Consider the following 20,773-nt stretch of genomic DNA (forward strand, 5'->3'; position numbering starts at 1 on the left):
TTTGATGAAGATCGAAAAGAATACCGTCGTCTCGGTGACTTACAAGTTGTCGGACGCTCAGGGCAACCTGATCGAAGAAAGCGGCGCCGAGCCGATGGTTTATCTGCACGGCGGCTATGATGGCACGTTCCCCAAAATCGAGGAAGCGCTCGATGGTCAGGACGTCGGCTTTGAAACCCAATTGCAGCTGGAGCCCACGGACGCCTTTGGCGACTACGATTCCGAGCTGATCAAGATCGAAGAGCGTGGCCGTTTCCCGGAGCCGCTCGAAGTCGGCATGCAGTTCGAAGGCACGCCGGAAGATGGCGACGAAGAGTCCGATACGCTGATCTACACGGTGACGGACGTGGCAGACGACAAGGTCGTGCTCGACGGCAACCATCCGCTCGCGGGAATGGCACTGCGCTTCGAATTGAAGGTGACCGACGTGCGTCAGGCGACGGAAGAGGAAATCGAGCACCAGCATGCCCATGGTGCATCGGGTCTCGAAATCGTCGACGAAGACGAGGACGACGCCCCTACGCTGCATTAATGGCGAATTGCCGCGATGCGCTTGGGCGATGGAAATGATCGCGCAAGGGCGAAGCATGTAACGCGCGGCAATGCAGGACAGCAGCGAACGCCGGACAGGCGCATCGTCGAATGGCGGTGCGTCTGTCCGGCGTTTGCATGTTGAAGTGAGACCGCTACCTGATGCGACGAGACGAAGGTAGGCCGGGCAAGCGGTGAGGCGCTCAGTTGCCGTGAGCCGCGCTGCGTGAGGGGACGTTCGGCAGTCGCATCGGCCCGATCGGGGTCACACCCTGGTTTGGATTCGAGCTGGCAGCGCTGGCGTTGCCAGGGAGCCCGGAGGCGGGATAAAGCGCCGAATAAGATGGAGCCGACGAACCGGGCGTCGACGCCCCGCCCGGTGACGCTGCCGAAGCGCCTGACGGCACGCGTGCGGCATCACCGTAAATCGCCGTGCCCTGCGCTGCCTGCACCGAGGCGCCGGTTGCCGGACGCGGCGCGTTGGCCGCAGGCGCTGCGGCGTTGTTGGGAGAAAGCAGGGCGCTTTCGAAACGGAAGAGTTGCGGTGTTCGTGGATCGACCGTCACACGAATCCAGCGGTTGATCGTTGGCGATCCATAGGTGGTGAGTTGCGTGAACGACTTGACTTGTGCGCCATGCGCATCGCGCAACGGCTGCACGTGGCGCATCGTCTTGCCGGCATCGATCAGCAGAACCGGTGCCTTGAAGCGTGACGTCAGCCGCTGCAATTGGGCGCGAAAATCCTTGTAGCCATCCACGCCGCGACGCCCGTTGCGATCCGAGAAAATGCCACCCATCCCGCCGCTGCGTGCCGGCTCGAACTCCGGATCCGCCTGCGCGACGATGACCATGCCGACGGCGTCGTTCTGCTGAGCATAGACAAGTGCGTGTTGCAGCCAGACGCGCGTGGCAATCACACGATCCTCGAATTCGCCGTTACGCCCACCCGCCGATCGGTAATTGTTGTTGTTGCCCGGAAGATTGATCCCGACGAAGACCACGCCGCGATAGAACCAGCGCACGTTCTCGTGATATTGACGAAAGCGCGCCATATCGCTTTGGCGCGTCAGGTCGAACTGCGCGAAACCGACGGGGCCCGGGCCAAGCAGAGCATCGTCGTCGAACGCATGATCGCGCAGAAAATCCAGACGCTCCACCGGGTTGTAGCCGCCGTCGGATGCCCGTTCGCAATCAGCCCAGTCATTCGCGCCCGGCACGAAAATCAGCGGTTTGGGGGAACTGGCGAGCAGGCTCAGGCGTTGCGTGATGAGGTCGTCTCGGCACGACTCGGACGCACTCTTCAGATTGCCGGCATGGACGACGAACGCCGCCTGGCTATCGCCGATGCCGGCCAATACGTTGCGGGTGACAGGGACTTCGGCGTTGCCAAAGGGCGTGTTGCCCAACACCGCAAACTCAAACGGCGGTGGTTTGGAGGGGGCTTTTGGCTGTGCTTTGGCGGCGCCTTTCGCGGTGGTCTTCGCGCTCACCGGCGGCGCGCACGTCAAGGCCAGGCCGGTCGTCAGCGCGAGCGTCACGAGGCGCACGGCCATCAGGCCGTGGCCGTTTCGACGGGATGCGCGCAGACGACGCTGGCTTGGCATGGCGTGCTCAGTCGCGCGTATGACCGTTCAACAGACCGCGCAGCTCGTAGAGCAGATCCAGCGCGTCGCGTGGGCGCAAGTCGTCCGGATCGATTGCGGCCAGCCGTGCAAGCGTGGCTTCCGCAGCCGGATCGAGCGCCGTTGCTTCGGACATGGCGCCATGGAGCGCATGAGACGCCCCGGCATCGGTTGCGTGCCCGATGTCGTCAAGGTCGGTCTCGGGCGCCGCGCGCGGCGCGAAGAGGTCAAGCTGCGGCGCGGCAGGATCGAGCGCCTGTTGTTCGAGCAGTGCGAGATGTTTGCGCGCCGCACGGATGACCGGCATCGGCACGCCTGCGAGCTGTGCGACCTGCAAGCCGTAACTCTGGCTGGCGGGACCGTCCTGCACCGCGTGCAGGAACACGATGCCTTCCCCATGCTCCACGGCTGAGAGGTGGACATTCGCGCATTGCGGGAATTCGTCGGGCAACTGCGTGAGTTCGAAGTAGTGCGTGGCGAACAGCGTGTAGCAACGATTGTGGCCGAGCAGATGGCGCGCGATGGCCCACGCGAGCGCGAGACCGTCGAAGGTCGATGTGCCGCGTCCGATCTCGTCCATCAGTACGAGACTCTGGTCGGTCGCGGTATGCAGGATCGCGGCCGATTCGGTCATCTCGACCATGAATGTCGAGCGCCCGCCCGCAAGGTCGTCCGATGCCCCGATACGCGTGAAGATGGCGTCGAGCGGCCCGAGTCGTACGGATTCGGCAGGCACGTAGCAACCGACATACGCGAGCAGCGCGATGAGCGCGGTCTGGCGCATGAACGTCGACTTACCGCCCATGTTCGGACCCGTGATGAGCAGCAAACGGCGAGCGTCGCCCAGCGAGCAGTCGTTTGCGATGAAGCGCTCCACCTGTTGTTCGACGACCGGATGGCGTCCCTGGCGAATGTCGACCACGCGGTCCTGCACCAGCTCGGGCTTCACCCAGCCGAGCGTTTCCGCGCGCTCGGCAAGCGACGCGAGCACGTCGAGCTGCGCGAGCGCCTGCGCAATGCGCTTGAACTCGGTGATGTGCGGCAGCAGCGATTGCAGGAGTGCGTCGTACAGCATCTTTTCACGCGCGAGCGAGCGTTCCTGTGCGGACAGGGCCTTGTCCTCGAACGTCTTCAGTTCCGGCGTGATGTAGCGTTCGGCATTCTTGAGTGTCTGACGGCGGCGATAGTCGTCGGGCACCTTGTCCGTCTGGCCGCGCGTGACTTCGATGTAAAAGCCATGCACCTTGTTGAACTCGACGCGCAGATTGTTGATGCCGGTGCGCGCCCGCTCGCGCGCTTCCAGGTCGACGAGGAACTGGCCGCAGTTCTCCGAGATGTCGCGAAGCTCGTCGAGATCGGCATCGTGCCCGCGCGCGATGACTCCCCCGTCGCGCAGCATGGCGGCCGGTTCTTCGGCGATGGCGCTGGTGAGCAGCGCGAGCGCGTCGTCGGGGATGGCAAGGTCTTCATGCAGCATGGCCAGCAACGGCGAACGGGCTTCGACCGCGCGCAGCGTGGTGTGCAATTCGGGCAGACGTCGCAACGCGTCGCGCAAACTCGACAAGTCGCGCGGACGAGCGGTGAGCAGCGCCAGACGCGCCGTGATGCGCTCCACATCGGCCACGTGACGCAGTTCGCTGTTGAGCGCACGCCACGTGCCAGGGCCTTCGAGCAGCGTCGCGATCGCCAGTTGTCGCGACTGCGGCACTTGCTGGTCGCGCATCGGGTGATGCAGCCAATGACGCATCAGACGGCTGCCCATCGTCGTGCCGCACGTATCGAGCAACGAAAGCAATGTTGGCGATTCCGTGCCGCGCAGCGTCTCGGTCAGTTCCAGATTGCGGCGTGTGGCGGCGTCCAGACCAATATAGGCTGCTTCCCGCTCCACGTTCAGACTTTGCACATGGCGCAGCGATTGTCCCTGCGTTGCGGCTGCGTACTGAAGCAGGGCGCCGGCGGCCCCGAGTGCCGGGTCGAGTCCGTCGCAACCGAAGGCGGTGAGGCTGGCCACGCCGAGTTGGTCGCGCAGGCGTTGGGTGCCGGCAGCGGTGTCAAAGTGCCAGTCGGGCACGCGTGTCGTGGTGCCGAGCGAGAGGCCGCCGAAGGCTTCTGCGGCAGTGTCGGGAACGAGCGTTTCGGCCGGACGGATGCGTTCCAGTTCGCGCGGCAACTTGTCGGCGGCGACTTCCATCAGACGCAGCTCGCCGCTCGCGAGCGAGAGCCACGCAAGGCCGGCTACGCGCTCGCTCGCACGTCGTGCGGCAGGCATTTGCACGGCAAGCAGGTATTGATCGACCTTGTCGCTGAGCAGTGCTGCGTCGGTCAGCGTGCCGGGGGTGACGATGCGAACGACCTTGCGCTCGACCGGCCCCTTGGATGTGGCCGGATCGCCGATCTGCTCGCAGATGGCGACGGATTCGCCGAGTTTGACCAGCTTGCCGAGGTACTGCTCGACGGCGTGGTGCGGCACGCCCGCCATGCGAATGGGTTGACCGCCGGACTGGCCGCGCGCGGTCAGCGTCAGGTCGAGCAGACGCGCGGCCTTGGCCGCGTCGTCATGGAAGAGCTCGTAGAAGTCGCCCATGCGATAGAACACGAGCATGTTGGGATGCTCGGCCTTGATGCGCGTGTACTGCTGCATCATCGGCGTCATGGTGGGCATGGCGGGCGTGGTCGCGGCTGGGGCCGATGCTGCGGGGACGGTGGTCGCTTGGGTGGTCATGAATGAATTCGGGTCGGGCGTATCGAGTCACGATGCGGGTCACGATGAACGCCGGCATCACGACGGTAACGTCCACCAGGTGCCTGGCGCTTGTCGCGGTCGGCGCTGCGAGCCGGCGAGCGACGCGCGCATGGCCGTCGTCGATCCCGTCGGTTCGCACCATCGTGGCGCGTTGGATGCGCAATTTTACGACGGGTTCGGGGTGTGCCGTCATCGAATGCTCGACGATCGCCATCGAGTTCGCCGGGGACGGTGGATGAGGGCGCTACACGATGGCATCGAGTTTTTCTCAAGTTTCCCGAAAATGTGCCGTTTCGGGTGGTAAGCTCTCGCAAAAATATGCAAAAGCAAGACAAAAGCTACTCTCGTACGGGCCAGCATGGTGAAGTCGTTGAAGGGACGGGTCGCAGCGGCGACAGCACTTGTCTCGATGGTATTGATCGTCGGTTTGGCCGTCGGGATCGAGTTTTTCGTCTATGGAGAGTTGCGAAGCTCGATGCAGGCGCAGCTCGACACGCATGTCAGGCTTGCCGCCGACCAGCTTGACGACAAGTTGCGCTCCAAATTTCTCGTTCTCCATCGCATGGCCCGCAACATTGGCGATCCCAATGTCATGACGAGCGCGCAGTTCGAGACCTTCGCCAAACTCTCGGTCTCGATGCCGGAGACCTTCAACACGATTTTTGTGGCCGCGCCCGATGGCCGCATGCTCTACGACTCGACGTTCCCCGACACCCCCATCAACGTTGCCGACCGGGACTATTTCCGAGAGGTGCTCGCGGGCGCGCCGCAAGCGGCGTCGAGCGTGATTGCCGGCAAGATCACGCGCTCGCCCGGCGTGGTCCTCGCCGTGCCGGTGACGGACGCGCGCGGCAAGGTGATCGCCGTGGTCGGCGGTGCGGTCAATCTGCTGCGGCAGAACTTCATCGTCGATCTGGCGAGCAGCCGTGTGGGCGAGACCGGTCGCTACTGTCTGATCACTGCCGAAAGTCCCCCACGCTACGTCATTCAGGCGGACGTCACCAAGATTCTGACGACGGTCGGTCCTTCGCAGACGCTATGCGGTGTGCGCGATGCCGGCTCCAACGACCTGGTCCACATGATCCCGCTGGTTGCGCGCGCCCCGATGACGACGACCGGTTGGTTCGTTGTGGCGGTGCTTCCCGGCGCAGAGGCGTTCAGTCCGATTTCGCGCGTGCGTCGTCAGGTCGTCTTGCTGGCGATTGCCGCCATCGGCATCGCGGCACTCGTGATGTGGTGGGTGACGCGCCGCTTGCTACGCCCGCTCGACACGCTGCGCGATCTGGTGCAAAGAAGCGCGGGCGACATGCGTGCGGTGCAGTCGCTGCCCGTGCAGCGAGCCGATGAAATCGGCGCGCTGGCCAACACGTTTCGCAGCATGATGGAGCAACTGAGCGACCGGACCGAAGCGCTCGAGATGTCGCGCGAGGCGGCCCGTGCGAACGTGCGTCGCATGCAGGAAGTGGCGGATCGCGTGCCGTATCTTGTGGCGTTTCTCGACGGGGACGAACGCTTCGCGTTCGTGAACCGGGCGTGCGAAGTCCGGATGCGACGCCCGCGTGAGCGCATTCTCGGGGCAACGGCCCGCGAGTTGCTGGGTCCGTCCCTGTATCGCGAGTTCGCCCCGCATCTCGCGCGCGCGATGGCGGGGGAGGCCGCAACCTTCGTCTGGGATTTTGGCGAAGACGCCGCCTACCGGTGTTTCGAGGTGAGCTATCAGCCCGAGTGGGCGTCGCATAACGTGCTGGCCGGCGTTCACGTATTCGTGCGCGACATTACCGTCGAGCGCTCGAACGAGCGGCGCTGGCGGCGCGAGTCGCACACGGACCATCTCACCGGATTGCTCAATCGCAAAGGCTTCGATCAGGCATTGTCCGGCGCGGTGCGTCGCGCACGCGAAGGCGCGGGCGCACAGGCCCTCCTGTTCGTCGACCTGGATCGCTTCAAGCTGGTCAACGATACGTGGGGTCATGCGCTTGGCGATGAATTGCTGCGACGTCTGGCCAAGCGACTGATCGCGAGCGTGCGTGAGGGCGATGTGATTGCCCGCTTCGGTGGCGACGAATTCGCGGTGATCATGCGTGACATTCAGGATCTGCTCGATGTGGAGCGTACGGCCATGGCGATTCTCGACGCCGCCTCGCGTCCGATGATGCTCTCCGTCGGCGAGGTGTCCGTCGGGGCGTGCGTCGGGGTGGCGATCGTCGCAAGCGGCGAAGACAGGACGCCCGACATGCTGTTCGAGGCGGCGGACCGTGCGCTGTACGACGCCAAGCACGGTGGGCGCGGGCGCTTCGTGCTGAGCGAGGGCGCTGCGGATCCTTCCGCCAGATCCTCTGCTGTCGGTAACGCAAGGCGCCTTCAGTAAGCGGGCGCTCACCGGGGTGGCGTGCGTTCGCGGTGGCACGCCCGATGGAGCCGGCTGCGGCGCGTCTGACACCGAGCCCCGTCCCCCATTGCCACGATTTCTCGCTGGGTCGGCGGCTATTAGCCGCAACCAATCGAAACGCAGCCGCGATCATCTTCCCCGAAGATACGAGCACACATTGTCAGGCGCACAATGGTCGACGCCTGTCGTTGGCGACGCGCCGTTTTCCGTCTCGCCGATGGGGCAGGTGCCGAAGTCTTCTCAAAGGAGGTACGCATGAAACTGGAAGGCGGACGAGGCCGTGCAGTCACGCGGGCGGCTTCCGACGCAGGGTGGCGCAACGGAGGTCGCGCAAGTGAAGGGAAGCGCCATGATCCACCGCGTGCATCGCATCGGGAGCCGCGCGAGCCGCGCACCGATGCTCACAACGACGGGGCGAGACATCGCAACCTGTCGGCGCGTGAGAATGAAGTGTTTCACATGCTGGTCGACGGCCTGGCCGTCAACGAGGTCGCCCACGCGCTGCACCTGAGCGGGCGGACGGTCGAGTCTCACGTTGCGCATATTCTGCATAAGCTCGCGCTCGGCGACAGCGCGGAACTGATCGGCTACGCCGTGAGGCATGGGCTGATCGACGAAGGGGGCGAGGGCGTCGTCTGAGATGTCTTGCGGGCATTTTCAGCGCGAGCGGGTCCTCACATTTCGGTTCAATCCGGCACGTCGCCAGGGGGCATTCCGATCGTGGCGACGTGTCCGTCACAGGCCCGCGTGCGTGCGGTGCCCGGTTCTGTATCCCGCATGCCATTCGCGCGGCCCGTCCCGAAAAATTCCGAATGACCTTGCCGATGGGGCCGGTGCGCATTGAAGGCCGACGCGATCGCGCAGTCGGTGATAAGGTACCGGCTCGACAACATTTTCATGGTGGCGAGCGCCCGCATTTCGTTGGCATCGCCATCACGATCCCAACGAAATGCGCGCGGCGCTGCGTGAAGGCGTCGACGTCGCCGCGAGAACCGATAACCGAGGACAGACACGATGAAGGCCATCGAGATTACCCAGTACGGCGCCCCTGAAGTGCTCAAGCTCACCGAACGGGCGCGTCCCGAACTCAAGCCGGGCGAAGTGCTCATCAAGGTAAGCGCGTCGGGCGTGAATCGCCCGGATGTGCTTCAGCGCATCGGTCAATATCCTGTGCCGCCGGGCGCCTCGGATCTGCCGGGGCTCGAAGTGGCGGGCGAGATCGTCGAAGGGGCGCTCGACGGCGCCGACAATCGCTGGGGTCTGAAGATCGGTTCGCGTGTGTGCGCGCTCGTTCAGGGCGGCGGCTATGCCGAGTATTGCACCGCGCCGCTCGCGCAGGTGTTGCCGGTGCCGCAGGGGCTGTCCGACGTGGAAGCGGCCTCGCTGCCCGAAACATTCTTCACCGTCTGGAGCAATGTGTTCGACCGGGCGCGCCTGGGTGAGACAGAGTCGGGCGAGAAGGAAACCCTGCTGGTGCAGGGCGGCACGAGCGGTATCGGCGTGACGGCCATTCAACTGGCCACGGCGCTGGGGCACCGCGTGTTCGCAACGGCCGGCTCGGAAGACAAGGCGCGCGCCTGCGAGGCGCTGGGTGCTGAGCGCGGCATCAATTATCGGACCGAAGACTTCGTCGCCGTGACGAAGGAACTCACCAGGGATCGCGGCGTGGATGTCGTGCTCGACATGGTGGGCGGCGACTATTTGCCGCGTGAAGTGCAGGCGCTCGCGTTCGACGGGCGCATTGCGATCATCGCGCTGCTCGGCGGCAGCAAGGCAACGCTGGACATGGGGGCGCTGCTGCGCCGCCGCCTCACGGTCACGGGCTCCACGCTGCGCCCGCGCTCCGTGGCGTTCAAGGCGGCCATCGCGCAGAACCTGCATGACAAGGTCTGGCCGCTGTTTGCCGCCGGCAAGATTCGTCCGGTGATTTATCAGACGTTCCCGGCCGAGCAGGCGGACAAAGCCCACGCGTTGATGGAAACGAGCACGCACGTCGGCAAGATCGTGCTGACCTGGTAAGCGCGCATTCCGGGATTTGCAGGGCCACGCCGCGTGAAATCGTCGTTTCATGCGGCTTTGCTCGGTGCAAAGTCGCCGAAATTGACCCCCATGCCCCGGACGCACTAGAATGAGAGGTTTTTCGTCCATACGCATTGGGGGATAAGGCGTGACAACTGGTACCGCAGCTTCGGCTCGCACCATCAGCCGAAAGGCTGGCAAGCTCGTCGTGGGCAATTGGAAACTGCATGGCAGTCTGGCCGGCAATGAGGCGCTGCTGGGCGACCTGCTGGCGTCGCCTGTGCTGAGCGCACCGGGCGTGACCGCGGCCGTTTGTGTGCCGTTCCCCTATCTCGCGCAATGTCAGGCCCGCCTCTCGGGGCAGGTGTTGGGCTACGGTGCGCAGGATGTCTCGGCGCAAGTGAATGGCGCATTCACCGGTGAAGTTGCCGCGCAGATGATTGCGGAGTTCGGCGCGCGATTCGTGATCGTGGGTCACTCGGAGCGCCGTGCTTATCACGCAGAGACCGATGCGGGCGTGGCGGCGAAGACGCTGCGCGTGCTCGAAGCCGGCATGACGCCGATCGTGTGTATCGGTGAAACGCTCGCCGAACGTGAGGCGGGCGAGACGATGGCGGTGGTTTCGCGTCAGCTCGATGCGGTCCTCGCTGCGCTGACGGTCGAGCAGGCTGCGCAGATCGTCGTGGCTTACGAGCCTGTGTGGGCGATCGGCACAGGCAAGACGGCAACGTCGGCCCAGGCGCAGGAAGTGCACGCCCATCTGCGTTCGCTGCTGCGTGCGAAGGGCGAGGCGGTGGCGGATGTGGCGGTGTTGTACGGCGGCAGTGTGAAGCCGGACAACGCGGCGGAATTGTTCTCGATGGCGGACGTCGACGGTGGTCTGATCGGCGGGGCGGCATTGAAGGCGGTCGATTTTCTGGCGATTTGCGAGGCGGGCCTGTCGCGCTGACGCCAATGCCGTTTGCTGTAACGGCGTGAAATAAGTCATGACGCAGTGCATCAAATTCGCTGCGAATTGGATTCTTCTATACGGGTGATGAGATGGGGTTGTTGAAAACGTTGTTGATCGTGGTGCAGGTGCTTTCCGCGCTGGGCATCATCGGTCTGGTGTTGTTGCAGCATGGCAAGGGCGCCGACATGGGGGCGGCATTCGGCAGCGGTTCTTCGGGGAGTCTTTTCGGTGCTTCGGGGTCTGCCAACTTCCTCTCGCGCACCACGGCTGCGCTGGCCGCCGTGTTCTTCGTGACCACGCTGGGCTTGACTTACCTCGGTTCGTACAAGCCGGCATCAAACATCGGTGTCCTTGGTAATTTGCCTGCGGCGACGGCGCCTGCGGCAGGGTCTGCGCCTGCTGCTGCCAGTGCTGCGGCGCCGGCGTCGGCAGCGAATCCGCAGGACGTCCCGAAGTAACGCGGAAGTCACGCGGCACACGTCTGTGACAAGTAATACGTTGTAAAGAAAGTTGAAAAAAAATCGAGTTGTGCATTGAACAAAATGCTGAAGAGCGCTACTATAGCGGTCTTGAAGCGATTCGTAAGTGACAGCGGATTGCAGACTATGAATGCCGACGTGGTGAAATTGGTAGACACGCTATCTTGAGGGGGTAGTGGCGAAAGCTGTGCGAGTTCGAGTCTCGCCGTCGGCACCACAGTTCTACGATGCCAGCCTTGCGTTTATGCTTTGGCTGGCATTTTATTTTGTGCTCACCGTTCATCCGCTTTCCGGTCCCCACACCATCGACGAGAGCGGTTCTTTGAACTAACCGAAAGAGGGTAGAGTTGAACCTCGGAACCTATTATCCCGTCCTGCTGTTTCTCTTGGTAGGTGGCGGTCTTGGGGCGGTCCTGATTGGCGTCGGTAAATTCCTCGGCCCCAATAATCCCGACAGCGAAAAACTCTCTCCGTACGAGTGCGGCTTCGAGGCTTTCGAAGACGCGCGCATGAAGTTTGATGTGCGCTACTATCTCGTCGCCATCCTTTTCATCCTGTTCGATCTCGAAACCGCGTTTCTGTTTCCGTGGGGTGTCGCCCTGCGCGATATCGGCTGGGTGGGCTTTATCTCCATGATGGGTTTCCTGCTTGAACTGCTCGTCGGTTTCGTTTTCCTTTGGAAGCGCGGTGCGCTCGACTGGGAATAAGACCGTCAACGTAATTGGCAGCATTGCAGAAGGATTCAGGGTAAGCATATGAGCATCGAAGGGGTTTTGCGCGAAGGGTTCGTCACCACCACGGCTGACAAACTCATCAACTGGACGCGCACGGGTTCGCTGTGGCCGATGACGTTCGGTCTCGCCTGCTGTGCCGTCGAAATGATGCACGCCGGCGCGGCGCGATACGATCTGGACCGGTTTGGCGTGGTGTTTCGCCCGAGCCCGCGTCAGTCGGACGTGATGATCGTGGCCGGCACGCTGTGCAACAAGATGGCGCCGGCGCTGCGCAAGGTGTACGACCAGATGGCCGAGCCGCGCTGGGTGATCTCCATGGGGTCGTGCGCCAACGGCGGCGGCTACTATCACTATTCCTACTCGGTGGTGCGCGGTTGCGATCGCATCGTGCCGGTCGATGTCTACGTGCCGGGCTGTCCGCCGACGGCCGAGGCGCTGGTCTACGGCATCATCCAGTTGCAGTCGAAGATCAAGCGGACTGCGACGATCGCGCGTAAATAACCGCTACCGCCCATGTCTAAACTAGAACAACTCAAGACCACCCTGCAAAACGTGCTTGGCGCCCGCGCCGAGCAGTTGGTGGAAGCCCTCGACGAGCTCACGCTCACTGTCAAGGCAAGCGACTATCTCGAAGTGGCGCGCACCCTGCGCGATCATCCCGAGCTGAAGTTCGAGCAATTGATGGACGTTGCCGGGCTCGACTATTCGGCATATGGCGATGGCGCCTACGACGGTCCGCGCTACGCCGCCGTCTCGCATCTGCTCTCGCTCACCCACAACTGGCGCCTGCGCGTGCGTGTGTTCGCACCGGAAGACGATCTGCCGGTCGTGGCGTCGCTGATCGATCTGTGGAGCTCGGCGAACTGGTTCGAGCGCGAAGCCTTCGATCTGGTTGGTATCGTATTTGAAGGTCACCCGGACCTGCGCCGTATCCTCACGGACTACGGCTTCATCGGTCACCCGTTCCGCAAGGACTTCCCGACGTCGGGCTATGTCGAGATGCGTTACGACCCGGAGCAGAAGCGAGTGATCTACCAGCCGGTGACGATCGAGCCGCGCGAAATCACGCCGCGCATCATCCGCGAAGAGCATTACGCCGGTCTGAAACATTAAGGTGGCCTTGTGGCAGACATCAAGAATTACACCCTGAACTTCGGTCCGCAGCACCCGGCAGCACACGGCGTGCTGCGTCTGGTGCTCGAGCTGGACGGCGAAGTGATCCAGCGCGCCGATCCACACATCGGCCTGTTGCACCGCGCGACCGAAAAGCTCGCCGAATCGAAGACGTTCCTTCAGTCCGTGCCGTACATGGATCGTCTCGATTATGTGTCGATGATGTGCAATGAGCACGCATACGTCATGGCGATCGAAAAGCTGCTCGGCGTGGACGTGCCGATTCGCGCACAATACATCCGTGTAATGTTCGACGAGATCACGCGCGTGCTGAACCACCTGATGTGGATCGGCTCGCACGCGCTCGACGTGGGCGCGATGGCGGTGTTCCTGTACGCCTTCCGTGAGCGCGAAGATCTGTTCGACGTGTACGAAGCCGTCTCGGGCGCCCGTATGCACGCGGCTTACTACCGTCCGGGCGGCGTGTATCGCGATCTGCCGGACACGATGCCGAAATATCGTGCGTCGAAGATTCACAACGAGCGCGCCATCAAGAAGATGAACGAAGCACGAGAAGGCTCGTTGCTCGACTTCATCGAAGATTTCGCCATTCGTTTCCCGAAGTGTGTCGACGAGTACGAAACGCTGCTCACCGACAACCGTATCTGGAAGCAGCGTCTGGTCGGTATCGGTGTGGTGTCGCCCGAGCGCGCCATGCAGCTCGGCTTCTCCGGCGCGATGCTGCGCGGTTCGGGCATTGCCTGGGACTTGCGCAAGAAGCAGCCGTACGAAGTGTACGACCGCCTGGATTTCGAGATTCCGGTGGGCAAGGAAGGCGATTGCTACGACCGTTACCTGGTGCGCGTGGAAGAAATGCGCCAGTCGGCCAGCCTGATCCGCCAGTGTGTGAAGTGGCTGCGTGCGAACCCGGGTCCGGTGATCACCGACAACCACAAGGTGGCGCCGCCCTCGCGCGTCGAGATGAAGTCGAACATGGAAGAGCTGATTCACCACTTCAAGCTCTTCACGGAAGGCTTCCACGTGCCCGCGGGCGAGACGTACGCCGCAGTCGAGCACCCGAAGGGCGAGTTCGGCATCTATCTGGTGTCGGACGGCGCGAACAAGCCGTACCGCCTCAAGATTCGTGCGCCGGGCTTTGCCCACCTTTCCGCGCTCGACGAGATGGCGAAGGGTCACATGATTGCAGACGCTGTCGCGATCATCGGAACCCAGGACATCGTGTTCGGCGAGATCGATCGCTAAATGCGCAGCGGGCGCCTCAGGCGCCCGCGAGTTTTATTCGGCAGGGTTTCGCAGGTCGATACCATTGCCGTTTCCAGTAGCCGTGCCAGTAGTGCGTGGGCAGTCGACAAAATCGGCGCGCCCGCGCTGGCACGAGCGGGGATAACGTTTTAGAAAACAGTCGGATCGGAAATGCTTTCTCCCGAAGCCCTGAAGAAAATCGACCGTGCCGTTGCCAAATACCCTGCCGAGCAGAAGCAGTCGGCGGTGATGCACGCGCTTGCCGTTGCGCAGGTCGAAAAAGGCTGGTTGTCGCCCGAAGTGATGCAATTCGTGGCGGACTACCTCGAAATGCCCGCCGTCGCGGTGCAAGAGGTCGCAACCTTCTACACCATGTTCAACACGAGCCCGGTGGGCAAGTTCAAGTTGACCGTGTGCACGAACCTGCCTTGCCAGCTCACGCGCGGCGAAGAAATGGCCAAGTACCTGAAGGAGAAGCTGGGCGTCGAGTATGGCGATATCACGCCCGACGGCCTCTTCACGGTCAAGGAAGGCGAGTGCATGGGCGCTTGCGGCGATGCTCCCGTCATGCTGGTGAACAACCATCGCATGTGCGGCTTCATGAACGAAGAAAAGGTCGACGCGCTCCTCGATGAGCTCAAGGCCAAGGGCGCTGCAGGAGAGAAAGCATGACGTCGCTGCACAACCGTCACATCAAGCCCTTGATTCTTGCCGATCTGAACGGCGAGAACTGGCATCTCGAAGATTACGTCAAGCGCGGGGGGTACCAGCAGCTCGCCCGTATTCTGAAGGAAGGCATCACGCCCGAGCAGGTCATTGCAGACGTCAAGGCGTCCGGCCTGCGTGGTCGTGGAGGCGCAGGCTTCCCGACCGGGCTGAAGTGGAGCTTCATGCCGCGCGCGTTCCCGGGGCAGAAGTACCTCGTCTGTAATTCGGACGAAGGCGAACCGGGCACGTTCAAGGACCGCGACATTCTGCGCTACAACCCGCACGCGCTGATCGAAGGGATGGCCATCGGTGGTTATGCCATGGGCATCACCGTCGGCTACAACTACATCCACGGTGAAATCTACGAAGTGTACGAACGCTTCGAAGAGGCGCTGGAAGAAGCGCGCGCTGCCGGCTATCTGGGCGACAACATTCTCGGCACGGACTTCTCGTTCCAGTTGCACGCACACCATGGCTATGGCGCGTACATCTGCGGTGAAGAAACGGCATTGCTCGAGTCGCTCGAAGGCAAGAAGGGACAGCCGCGTTTCAAGCCGCCTTTCCCGGCGAGCTTTGGTCTGTACGGCAAGCCCACGACCATCAACAACACCGAAACGTTCGCTGCCGTTCCGTTCCTGCTGGCCACCGGTCCGCAGCAGTATCTGGAATTGGGCAAGCCGAACAACGGCGGCACCAAGATTTTCTCGGTGTCGGGCGACGTCGAGCTGCCGGGTAACTACGAAGTGCCGCTGGGCACGCCGTTCTCCGAATTGCTCGAACTGGCCGGCGGCATGCGCGGCGGCAAGAAGTTGAAGGCCGTGATTCCTGGCGGTTCGTCGGCACCGGTCGTGCCGGCCGGGCTGATGATGGAAACCACGATGGACTACGACAGCATCGCCAAGGCAGGTTCGATGCTGGGTTCGGGCGCCGTGATCGTCATGGACGAGACGCGCTGCATGGTGAAGTCGCTGCTGCGCCTGTCCTACTTCTACTACGAAGAATCGTGCGGTCAGTGCACGCCTTGCCGTGAAGGTACGGGCTGGCTGTGGCGCGTGGTCAATCGTATCGAGCATGGTGAAGGCCGCAAGGAAGATCTGGACCTGCTCAACTCGGTGGCCGAGAACATCATGGGCCGTACCATTTGCGCGCTGGGCGACGCCGCAGCGATGCCGGTGCGCGGCATGCTCAAACACTTCTGGGACGAGTTCGCCTACCACGTCGAGCACAAGCATTGCTTGGTCGGCGCTCACTAATCCCTTTTGACGCTTGGCATTGAACCGCTATGGTTGAAATCGAAATTGACGGCCAAAAGGTCGAGGTGCCCGAAGGCAGCATGGTGATCCAGGCTGCCAAGAAGAACGGCACCTATATTCCCCACTTCTGTTACCACAAGAAGTTGTCCATCGCTGCGAACTGCCGCATGTGCCTGGTCGAGGTCGAGAAGGCCCCGAAGGCTGTGCCGGCATGTGCTACGCCGGTGGCCAACGGCATGATCGTGCGTACGAACTCCGAGAAGGCTGTGAAGGCACAGCAATCGGTCATGGAGTTCCTGCTGATCAACCACCCGCTCGACTGCCCGATCTGCGATCAGGGCGGTGAGTGCCAACTGCAGGATCTGGCAGTCGGTTACGGCAAGTCGGCATCGCGCTATCAGGAAGAAAAGCGCGTGGTGTTCCACAAGAACGTGGGCCCGCTCATCTCGATGGAAGAGATGTCGCGCTGCATCCACTGCACCCGCTGCGTGCGCTTCGGCCAGGAAGTGGCCGGGGTCATGGAATTCGGCATGCTGGGTCGTGGCGAGCACTCGGAAATCACGTCGTTCGTCGGCAAGACGGTCGACTCCGAACTCTCGGGCAACATGATCGACCTGTGCCCGGTCGGTGCACTGACCTCGAAGCCGTTCCGCTACAGCGCCCGTACGTGGGAACTGTCGCGCCGCAAGTCGGTGAGCCCTCACGACGGCGTGGGTGCGAACCTCGTGGTGCAAGTGAAGAACAACAAGGTCATGCGCGTTGTGCCGCTCGAGAACGAAGCGATCAACGAATGCTGGATCTCGGACAAGGATCGTTTCTCGTACGAAGGTCTGAACAGCGACGAGCGCCTCACCAAGCCGATGCTCAAGCAGGGCGGTGAATGGCATGAAGTCGACTGGCAAACGGCGCTCGAGTATGTCGGCCATGGCCTGACGGACATCATCCGCGACTTCGGCGCCGACGCCGTCGCCGCGCTGGCGTCGCCGCATGCGACCGTCGAGGAACTGCATCTGCTGCAAAAGTTCGTGCGTGCACTCGGTAGCGACAACGTCGATTTCCGTCTGCGTCAGACCGACGTGTCGGGCGGCACGCAGGGTGCGCCCTGGCTCGGCCTGCCGATCGCCGAACTGGACACGCTGCAAAGCGCGCTGGTCGTCGGTTCGTTCCTGCGCAAGGATCACCCGCTGTTCGCCTCGCGTCTGCGCTCGGCCGTCAAGGCCGGTGCTCAGCTGAACCTCCTGCATGGCTCGGACGACGATCTGCTGGTGAAACTCGCCAACAAGATCATTGCCGCACCGAGCGCGTGGGTAAGCGAGCTGGCCGGTATCGCCGTGGCCGCCGCCGCTGCCAAGGGCGTTGCCGCGCCTGCGGAGCTGGCCGGTGTGAATGCCAGCGAAGCTGCCAAGGCCATCGCCGCTTCGCTCGTCAGCGGCGAGCGTCGTGCGATTCTGTTGGGCAACGCGGCAGTTCAGCATCCGCAATTCGCGCAACTGCATGCCATCGCGCAAGTGATCGCCGACCTGACCGGCGCCAAGCTCGGCTTCCTGACCGAAGGCGCCAACACGGTTGGCGGCTATGCCGTCAAGGCGACGAATGCCAAGGGCGCTGCCGCGCTGTTCGCACAGCCGCGTCAGGCTTATCTGCTGCTGAACGCCGAGCCGGAATTCGATTCGGCCGATGCGAAGCAAGCCCTCACGGCACTGGGCGCCGCGAAGATGGTCGTTTCGCTCTCGCCGTTCAAGCACGGTCTCGAATACGCCGACGTGCTGCTGCCGATCGCCCCGTTCACGGAAACGGCGGGTACGTTCATCAACGCCGAAGGTCTGCCGCAACACTTCAACGGCGTGGTGCGTGCGCTGGGTGAGACCCGCCCGGGCTGGAAGGTGCTGCGCGTGTTGGGCAACCTGCTCAAGCTGCAAGGCTTCGAACAGGACACGGCCGAACAAGTGCGCGACGAAGCGCTGGCGGGTTTCTCGGCGGCGTCGCTCGACAACCGCGCGAAGGCTGCACTGGTAGCACCGAAGGCACCGACGCAAGGTCTGGAGCGTCTGGCCGATGTGCCCATTTACGCTGCCGACGGGCTCGTGCGCCGCGCGCCGTCGCTGCAACTGACCAACGATGCCAAGGCTGCGCTGCGCGCCACGCTGCCGGCGGCGCTGTTCGACAGCCTGGGTCTCGCCAAGGGCGACGCGGTTCGCGTGCGCCAGGGCGACGCCGTGGTTACGCTGCCGGCCGCTCGCTCGGAAACGCTGCCCGCCAATGTGGTGCGCGTACCGGCAGCCACGCCGGCGTCCGCCGCGCTTGGCGCGATGTTCGGTGAAATTTCGGTGGAGAAGGCGTAAATGAGCCTGAACGAAGTCATCAATCAATACGGCACGCAATTGCTGGGCGTTGCCTGGCCGACGGTGTGGGCGCTGGTCCGCATTCTCGTCGTCGCCGTGATTCTGCTGCTGTGCGTGGCGTATCTGATTCTGTGGGAGCGCAAGCTCATCGGCTGGATGCACGTGCGTCTCGGTCCGAACCGCGTGGGCCCGGCCGGTTTGCTCCAGCCGATCGCCGACGTGTTGAAGCTGCTGCTCAAGGAAGTGATCACGCCGTCGCAGGTCAGCAAGGGCATTTACGCCATCGCGCCGGTGATGGCCGTGCTGCCCGCGTTCGCCATCTGGGCGGTGATCCCGTTCCAGCCGGGCGCTGTGCTGGCCGACGTGAACGCCGGTCTGCTTTACGCCATCGCCATTTCGTCGATCGGCGTGTACGGCGTGATTCTCGCCGGCTGGGCGTCGAACTCGAAGTACGCTTTCCTCGGCGCGATGCGCGCATCGGCCCAGATGATTTCGTATGAAATCGCGATGGGCTTTGCGCTGGTCACGGTGCTGATGACGGCCGGCTCGCTCAACCTGTCGGACATCGTCCGCTCGCAAGAGCACGGCATGTTCGCCGGCATGGGCCTGAACCTGCTGTCGTGGAACTGGCTGCCGCTGCTGCCGATGTTCGTCGTCTACTTCATCTCGGGCATTGCCGAGACGAACCGCCACCCGTTCGACGTGGTGGAAGGCGAGTCGGAAATCGTGGCCGGTCACATGATCGAATACTCGGGCATGGGCTTCGCCCTGTTCTTCCTGGCCGAGTACATCAACATGATCATCATCTCGGCGCTTGCGTCGGTGCTGTTCCTGGGTGGCTGGAGTGCGCCGTTCGGCTTCCTGTCGTTCATCCCGGGCGTGTTCTGGCTGGCGTTCAAGGTGTTCCTGCTGCTGTCGGTGTTCATCTGGGTGCGTGCGACGTTCCCGCGCTACCGCTACGACCAGATCATGCGTCTGGGCTGGAAGGTGTTCCTGCCGTTGACGATCCTCTGGGTGATCGTGGTTGGGGGCTGGATCATGTCGCCCTGGAACATCTGGGGCTGAGGCGAACGGAGTAGAGGAATCCCATGGTAAGGGCAATCAAGGACTTTTTCGGCAGTTTCCTGTTGTTGGAACTGCTCAAGGGCATGGCGCTCACGGGGCGCTACACGTTCGCACGCAAGGTGACGGTGCAGTTTCCGGAAGAGAAGACGCCGCTGTCGCCGCGTTTTCGCGGTCTGCATGCGCTGCGTCGTTATCCCAACGGCGAAGAGCGTTGCATCGCCTGCAAGTTGTGCGAAGCGGTGTGCCCGGCAATGGCCATCACGATCGAATCGGACGTGCGTGAAGACAACACGCGTCGTACCACGCGTTACGACATCGATCTGACCAAGTGCATTTTCTGCGGCTTCTGCGAAGAAAGCTGCCCGGTGGACTCGATCGTCGAGACGCACATTCTCGAGTATCACGGCGAGAAGCGCGGCGATCTGTACTTCACCAAGGAGATGTTGCTCGCGGTGGGCGATCGTTACGAAAACGAAATCGCGGCGGCCAAGGCGGCCGATGCGCCGTACCGTTAAAGCAGGGCAGGGCGCGGTGCATGGGTAGCGCGCCCGGTACGGCAACAGACGTTGGCTAATTCTCGGCACACCCGGTGATTATGGAATTCACAACTTTTCTTTTTTACGTGTTTGCGCTGATCCTCGTGATCTCCGGCCTCAAGGTCGTGACCTCGCGCAACCCCGTACAGTCGGCACTGTTCCTGGTGCTGGCGTTCTTCAATGCTGCGGCGATCTGGATGCTGCTCGAAGCCGAGTTTCTGGCAATCATGCTGGTGCTCGTCTACGTCGGCGCGGTGATGGTGCTGTTCCTGTTCGTGGTGATGATGATCGACATCAATCTCGACGAACTGCGTCGCGGCTTCGGCAAGTTCATTCCGCTGGCGAGTACCGTCGGCGCGATCATGATCGTCGAAGCGGCGCTCGTGCTGATGCGCGGCTACGGTGCCACGCGTGCCCCGGTCAAGGCCGTGTCGGCGCCGGACGTACCGAACACCAAGGCCCTCGGCGTGGCGCTCTACACCGATTACATCTTCGCCTTCGAAGTGGCAGGTCTGATCCTGCTGGTGGCCGTCGTGGCAGCCGTTGCGCTCACGATGCGTACCCGTAAGGACCACAAACAGACCGACCCGAGCCAGCAGGTGCGCGTGAAGAAGCGCGACCGCGTGCGTCTGGTGTCGATGCCCGCCGAAGCTCGGCAGCAATCCACCGGCACTGACAAGCCGGCGGCGGAATAAGGAGACAGCATGATGTCGTTGTCGCTAGCGCATTACCTGGTGTTGGGCGCGATTCTGTTCGCGATCAGCATTACCGGTATCTTCCTCAACCGCAGAAACGTGATTGTGCTGCTCATGGCCATCGAGCTGATGTTGCTCGCGGTCAATCTGAACTTCGTCGCGTTCTCACATTACCTGGGCGACATCGCCGGTCAGGTATTCGTGTTCTTCATTCTTACGGTGGCCGCCGCAGAAGCTGCGATCGGTCTGGCCATTCTGGTCACGCTGTTCCGTAAGCTCGAAACGGTCAACGTCGAAGATCTCGACCGCCTCAAGGGTTAAAAAGCGAA

Annotated in this window: 20 protein-coding genes and 1 tRNA gene; 18 read left to right on the top strand and 3 right to left on the bottom strand. The window is 62.7% G+C overall.

The window, feature by feature from the left end; genetic code table 11:
• The first annotated feature begins 4 nt into the window (after positions 1-4).
• A complete protein-coding gene (locus UC34_RS09070; protein ID WP_044455290.1) occupies positions 5-532 on the top strand; it encodes an FKBP-type peptidyl-prolyl cis-trans isomerase in 528 nt (175 codons plus the stop codon).
• A gap of 202 nt (positions 533-734) precedes the next feature.
• On the opposite strand, the gene UC34_RS09075 is transcribed toward UC34_RS09070, so the two are convergent.
• Together UC34_RS09075 and mutS are read right to left on the bottom strand one after the other, a co-directional pair.
• A complete protein-coding gene (locus tag UC34_RS09075) occupies positions 735-2,135 on the bottom strand; it encodes a hypothetical protein (protein WP_157123108.1) in 1,401 nt (466 codons plus the stop codon).
• Positions 2,136-2,142: 7 nt separating this feature from the next.
• Entirely contained in the window at positions 2,143-4,815 is a 2,673-nt protein-coding gene (gene mutS / locus UC34_RS09080) for a DNA mismatch repair protein MutS (protein WP_044457936.1), read from the bottom strand.
• 490 nt (positions 4,816-5,305) lie between these two features.
• Here mutS and UC34_RS09090 point away from each other — a divergent pair, with 490 nt between their 5' ends.
• Together UC34_RS09090 and UC34_RS25625 are read left to right on the top strand one after the other, a co-directional pair.
• A complete protein-coding gene (locus UC34_RS09090) occupies positions 5,306-7,264 on the top strand; it encodes a sensor domain-containing diguanylate cyclase (protein ID WP_167370648.1) in 1,959 nt (652 codons plus the stop codon).
• 480 nt (positions 7,265-7,744) lie between these two features.
• A complete protein-coding gene (locus UC34_RS25625; protein ID WP_167370649.1) occupies positions 7,745-7,924 on the top strand; it encodes a response regulator transcription factor in 180 nt (59 codons plus the stop codon).
• A 47-nt stretch (positions 7,925-7,971) separates the two neighbouring features.
• Here UC34_RS25625 and UC34_RS09100 read toward each other — a convergent pair whose 3' ends face one another.
• Positions 7,972-8,310, bottom strand: a complete 339-nt coding sequence (locus UC34_RS09100; RefSeq protein WP_157123110.1) for a hypothetical protein — start codon at positions 8,308-8,310, stop codon at positions 7,972-7,974.
• Here UC34_RS09100 and UC34_RS09105 point away from each other — a divergent pair.
• From UC34_RS09105 to nuoK, 15 genes are all read left to right on the top strand, one after another.
• On the top strand, positions 8,300-9,304 hold the full coding sequence (locus UC34_RS09105) for an NAD(P)H-quinone oxidoreductase (protein WP_044455294.1): 1,005 nt from the start codon (positions 8,300-8,302) through the stop codon (positions 9,302-9,304). The two genes, UC34_RS09100 and UC34_RS09105, sit on opposite strands and share 11 nt — an antisense overlap.
• A 181-nt stretch (positions 9,305-9,485) precedes the next feature.
• Complete coding sequence (gene tpiA, locus UC34_RS09110; RefSeq protein ID WP_044457938.1) at positions 9,486-10,253, top strand: triose-phosphate isomerase; 768 nt, start codon at positions 9,486-9,488, stop codon at positions 10,251-10,253.
• 92 nt (positions 10,254-10,345) lie between these two features.
• The gene (gene secG / locus UC34_RS09115) at positions 10,346-10,714 is read left to right on the top strand and encodes a preprotein translocase subunit SecG (protein ID WP_044455295.1); all 369 of its coding nucleotides are present in this window, start codon (positions 10,346-10,348) and stop codon (positions 10,712-10,714) included.
• Between the two features lie 153 nt (positions 10,715-10,867).
• Positions 10,868-10,952: transfer RNA gene (locus UC34_RS09120), tRNA-Leu, on the top strand.
• Between the two features lie 130 nt (positions 10,953-11,082).
• A complete protein-coding gene (locus tag UC34_RS09125; protein ID WP_039368621.1) occupies positions 11,083-11,442 on the top strand; it encodes an NADH-quinone oxidoreductase subunit A in 360 nt (119 codons plus the stop codon).
• A 48-nt stretch (positions 11,443-11,490) separates the two neighbouring features.
• The gene (locus tag UC34_RS09130) at positions 11,491-11,970 is read left to right on the top strand and encodes a NuoB/complex I 20 kDa subunit family protein (protein WP_010807413.1); all 480 of its coding nucleotides are present in this window, start codon (positions 11,491-11,493) and stop codon (positions 11,968-11,970) included.
• A gap of 12 nt (positions 11,971-11,982) precedes the next feature.
• Entirely contained in the window at positions 11,983-12,582 is a 600-nt protein-coding gene (locus UC34_RS09135; RefSeq protein WP_044455296.1) for an NADH-quinone oxidoreductase subunit C, read from the top strand.
• 9 nt (positions 12,583-12,591) lie between these two features.
• Complete coding sequence (locus UC34_RS09140) at positions 12,592-13,845, top strand: NADH-quinone oxidoreductase subunit D (protein WP_044455297.1); 1,254 nt, start codon at positions 12,592-12,594, stop codon at positions 13,843-13,845.
• A gap of 171 nt (positions 13,846-14,016) precedes the next feature.
• Positions 14,017-14,517, top strand: a complete 501-nt coding sequence (gene nuoE / locus UC34_RS09145) for an NADH-quinone oxidoreductase subunit NuoE (protein WP_044455298.1) — start codon at positions 14,017-14,019, stop codon at positions 14,515-14,517.
• Positions 14,514-15,806: an NADH-quinone oxidoreductase subunit NuoF gene (gene nuoF, locus UC34_RS09150; protein ID WP_044455299.1), complete on the top strand. Its 1,293-nt coding sequence runs from the start codon at positions 14,514-14,516 to the stop codon at positions 15,804-15,806. The genes nuoE and nuoF overlap by 4 nt, the downstream gene beginning before the upstream one ends.
• Positions 15,807-15,835: 29 nt before the next feature.
• The gene (nuoG, locus tag UC34_RS09155) at positions 15,836-18,148 is read left to right on the top strand and encodes an NADH-quinone oxidoreductase subunit NuoG (RefSeq protein WP_044455300.1); all 2,313 of its coding nucleotides are present in this window, start codon (positions 15,836-15,838) and stop codon (positions 18,146-18,148) included.
• Positions 18,149-19,213, top strand: coding sequence for an NADH-quinone oxidoreductase subunit NuoH (gene nuoH / locus UC34_RS09160; RefSeq protein WP_044455301.1), 1,065 nt, complete (start codon positions 18,149-18,151; stop codon positions 19,211-19,213).
• A gap of 23 nt (positions 19,214-19,236) precedes the next feature.
• The gene (gene nuoI / locus UC34_RS09165) at positions 19,237-19,728 is read left to right on the top strand and encodes an NADH-quinone oxidoreductase subunit NuoI (RefSeq protein WP_039399235.1); all 492 of its coding nucleotides are present in this window, start codon (positions 19,237-19,239) and stop codon (positions 19,726-19,728) included.
• An 80-nt stretch (positions 19,729-19,808) separates the two neighbouring features.
• The gene (locus UC34_RS09170; protein WP_044455302.1) at positions 19,809-20,444 is read left to right on the top strand and encodes an NADH-quinone oxidoreductase subunit J; all 636 of its coding nucleotides are present in this window, start codon (positions 19,809-19,811) and stop codon (positions 20,442-20,444) included.
• A 9-nt stretch (positions 20,445-20,453) separates the two neighbouring features.
• A complete protein-coding gene (gene nuoK / locus UC34_RS09175) occupies positions 20,454-20,765 on the top strand; it encodes an NADH-quinone oxidoreductase subunit NuoK (RefSeq protein ID WP_023596640.1) in 312 nt (103 codons plus the stop codon).
• Positions 20,766-20,773: the final 8 nt, after the last annotated feature.

Source organism: Pandoraea vervacti, assembly GCF_000934605.2.
Taxonomy (GTDB): Bacteria; Pseudomonadota; Gammaproteobacteria; order Burkholderiales; family Burkholderiaceae; genus Pandoraea; species Pandoraea vervacti.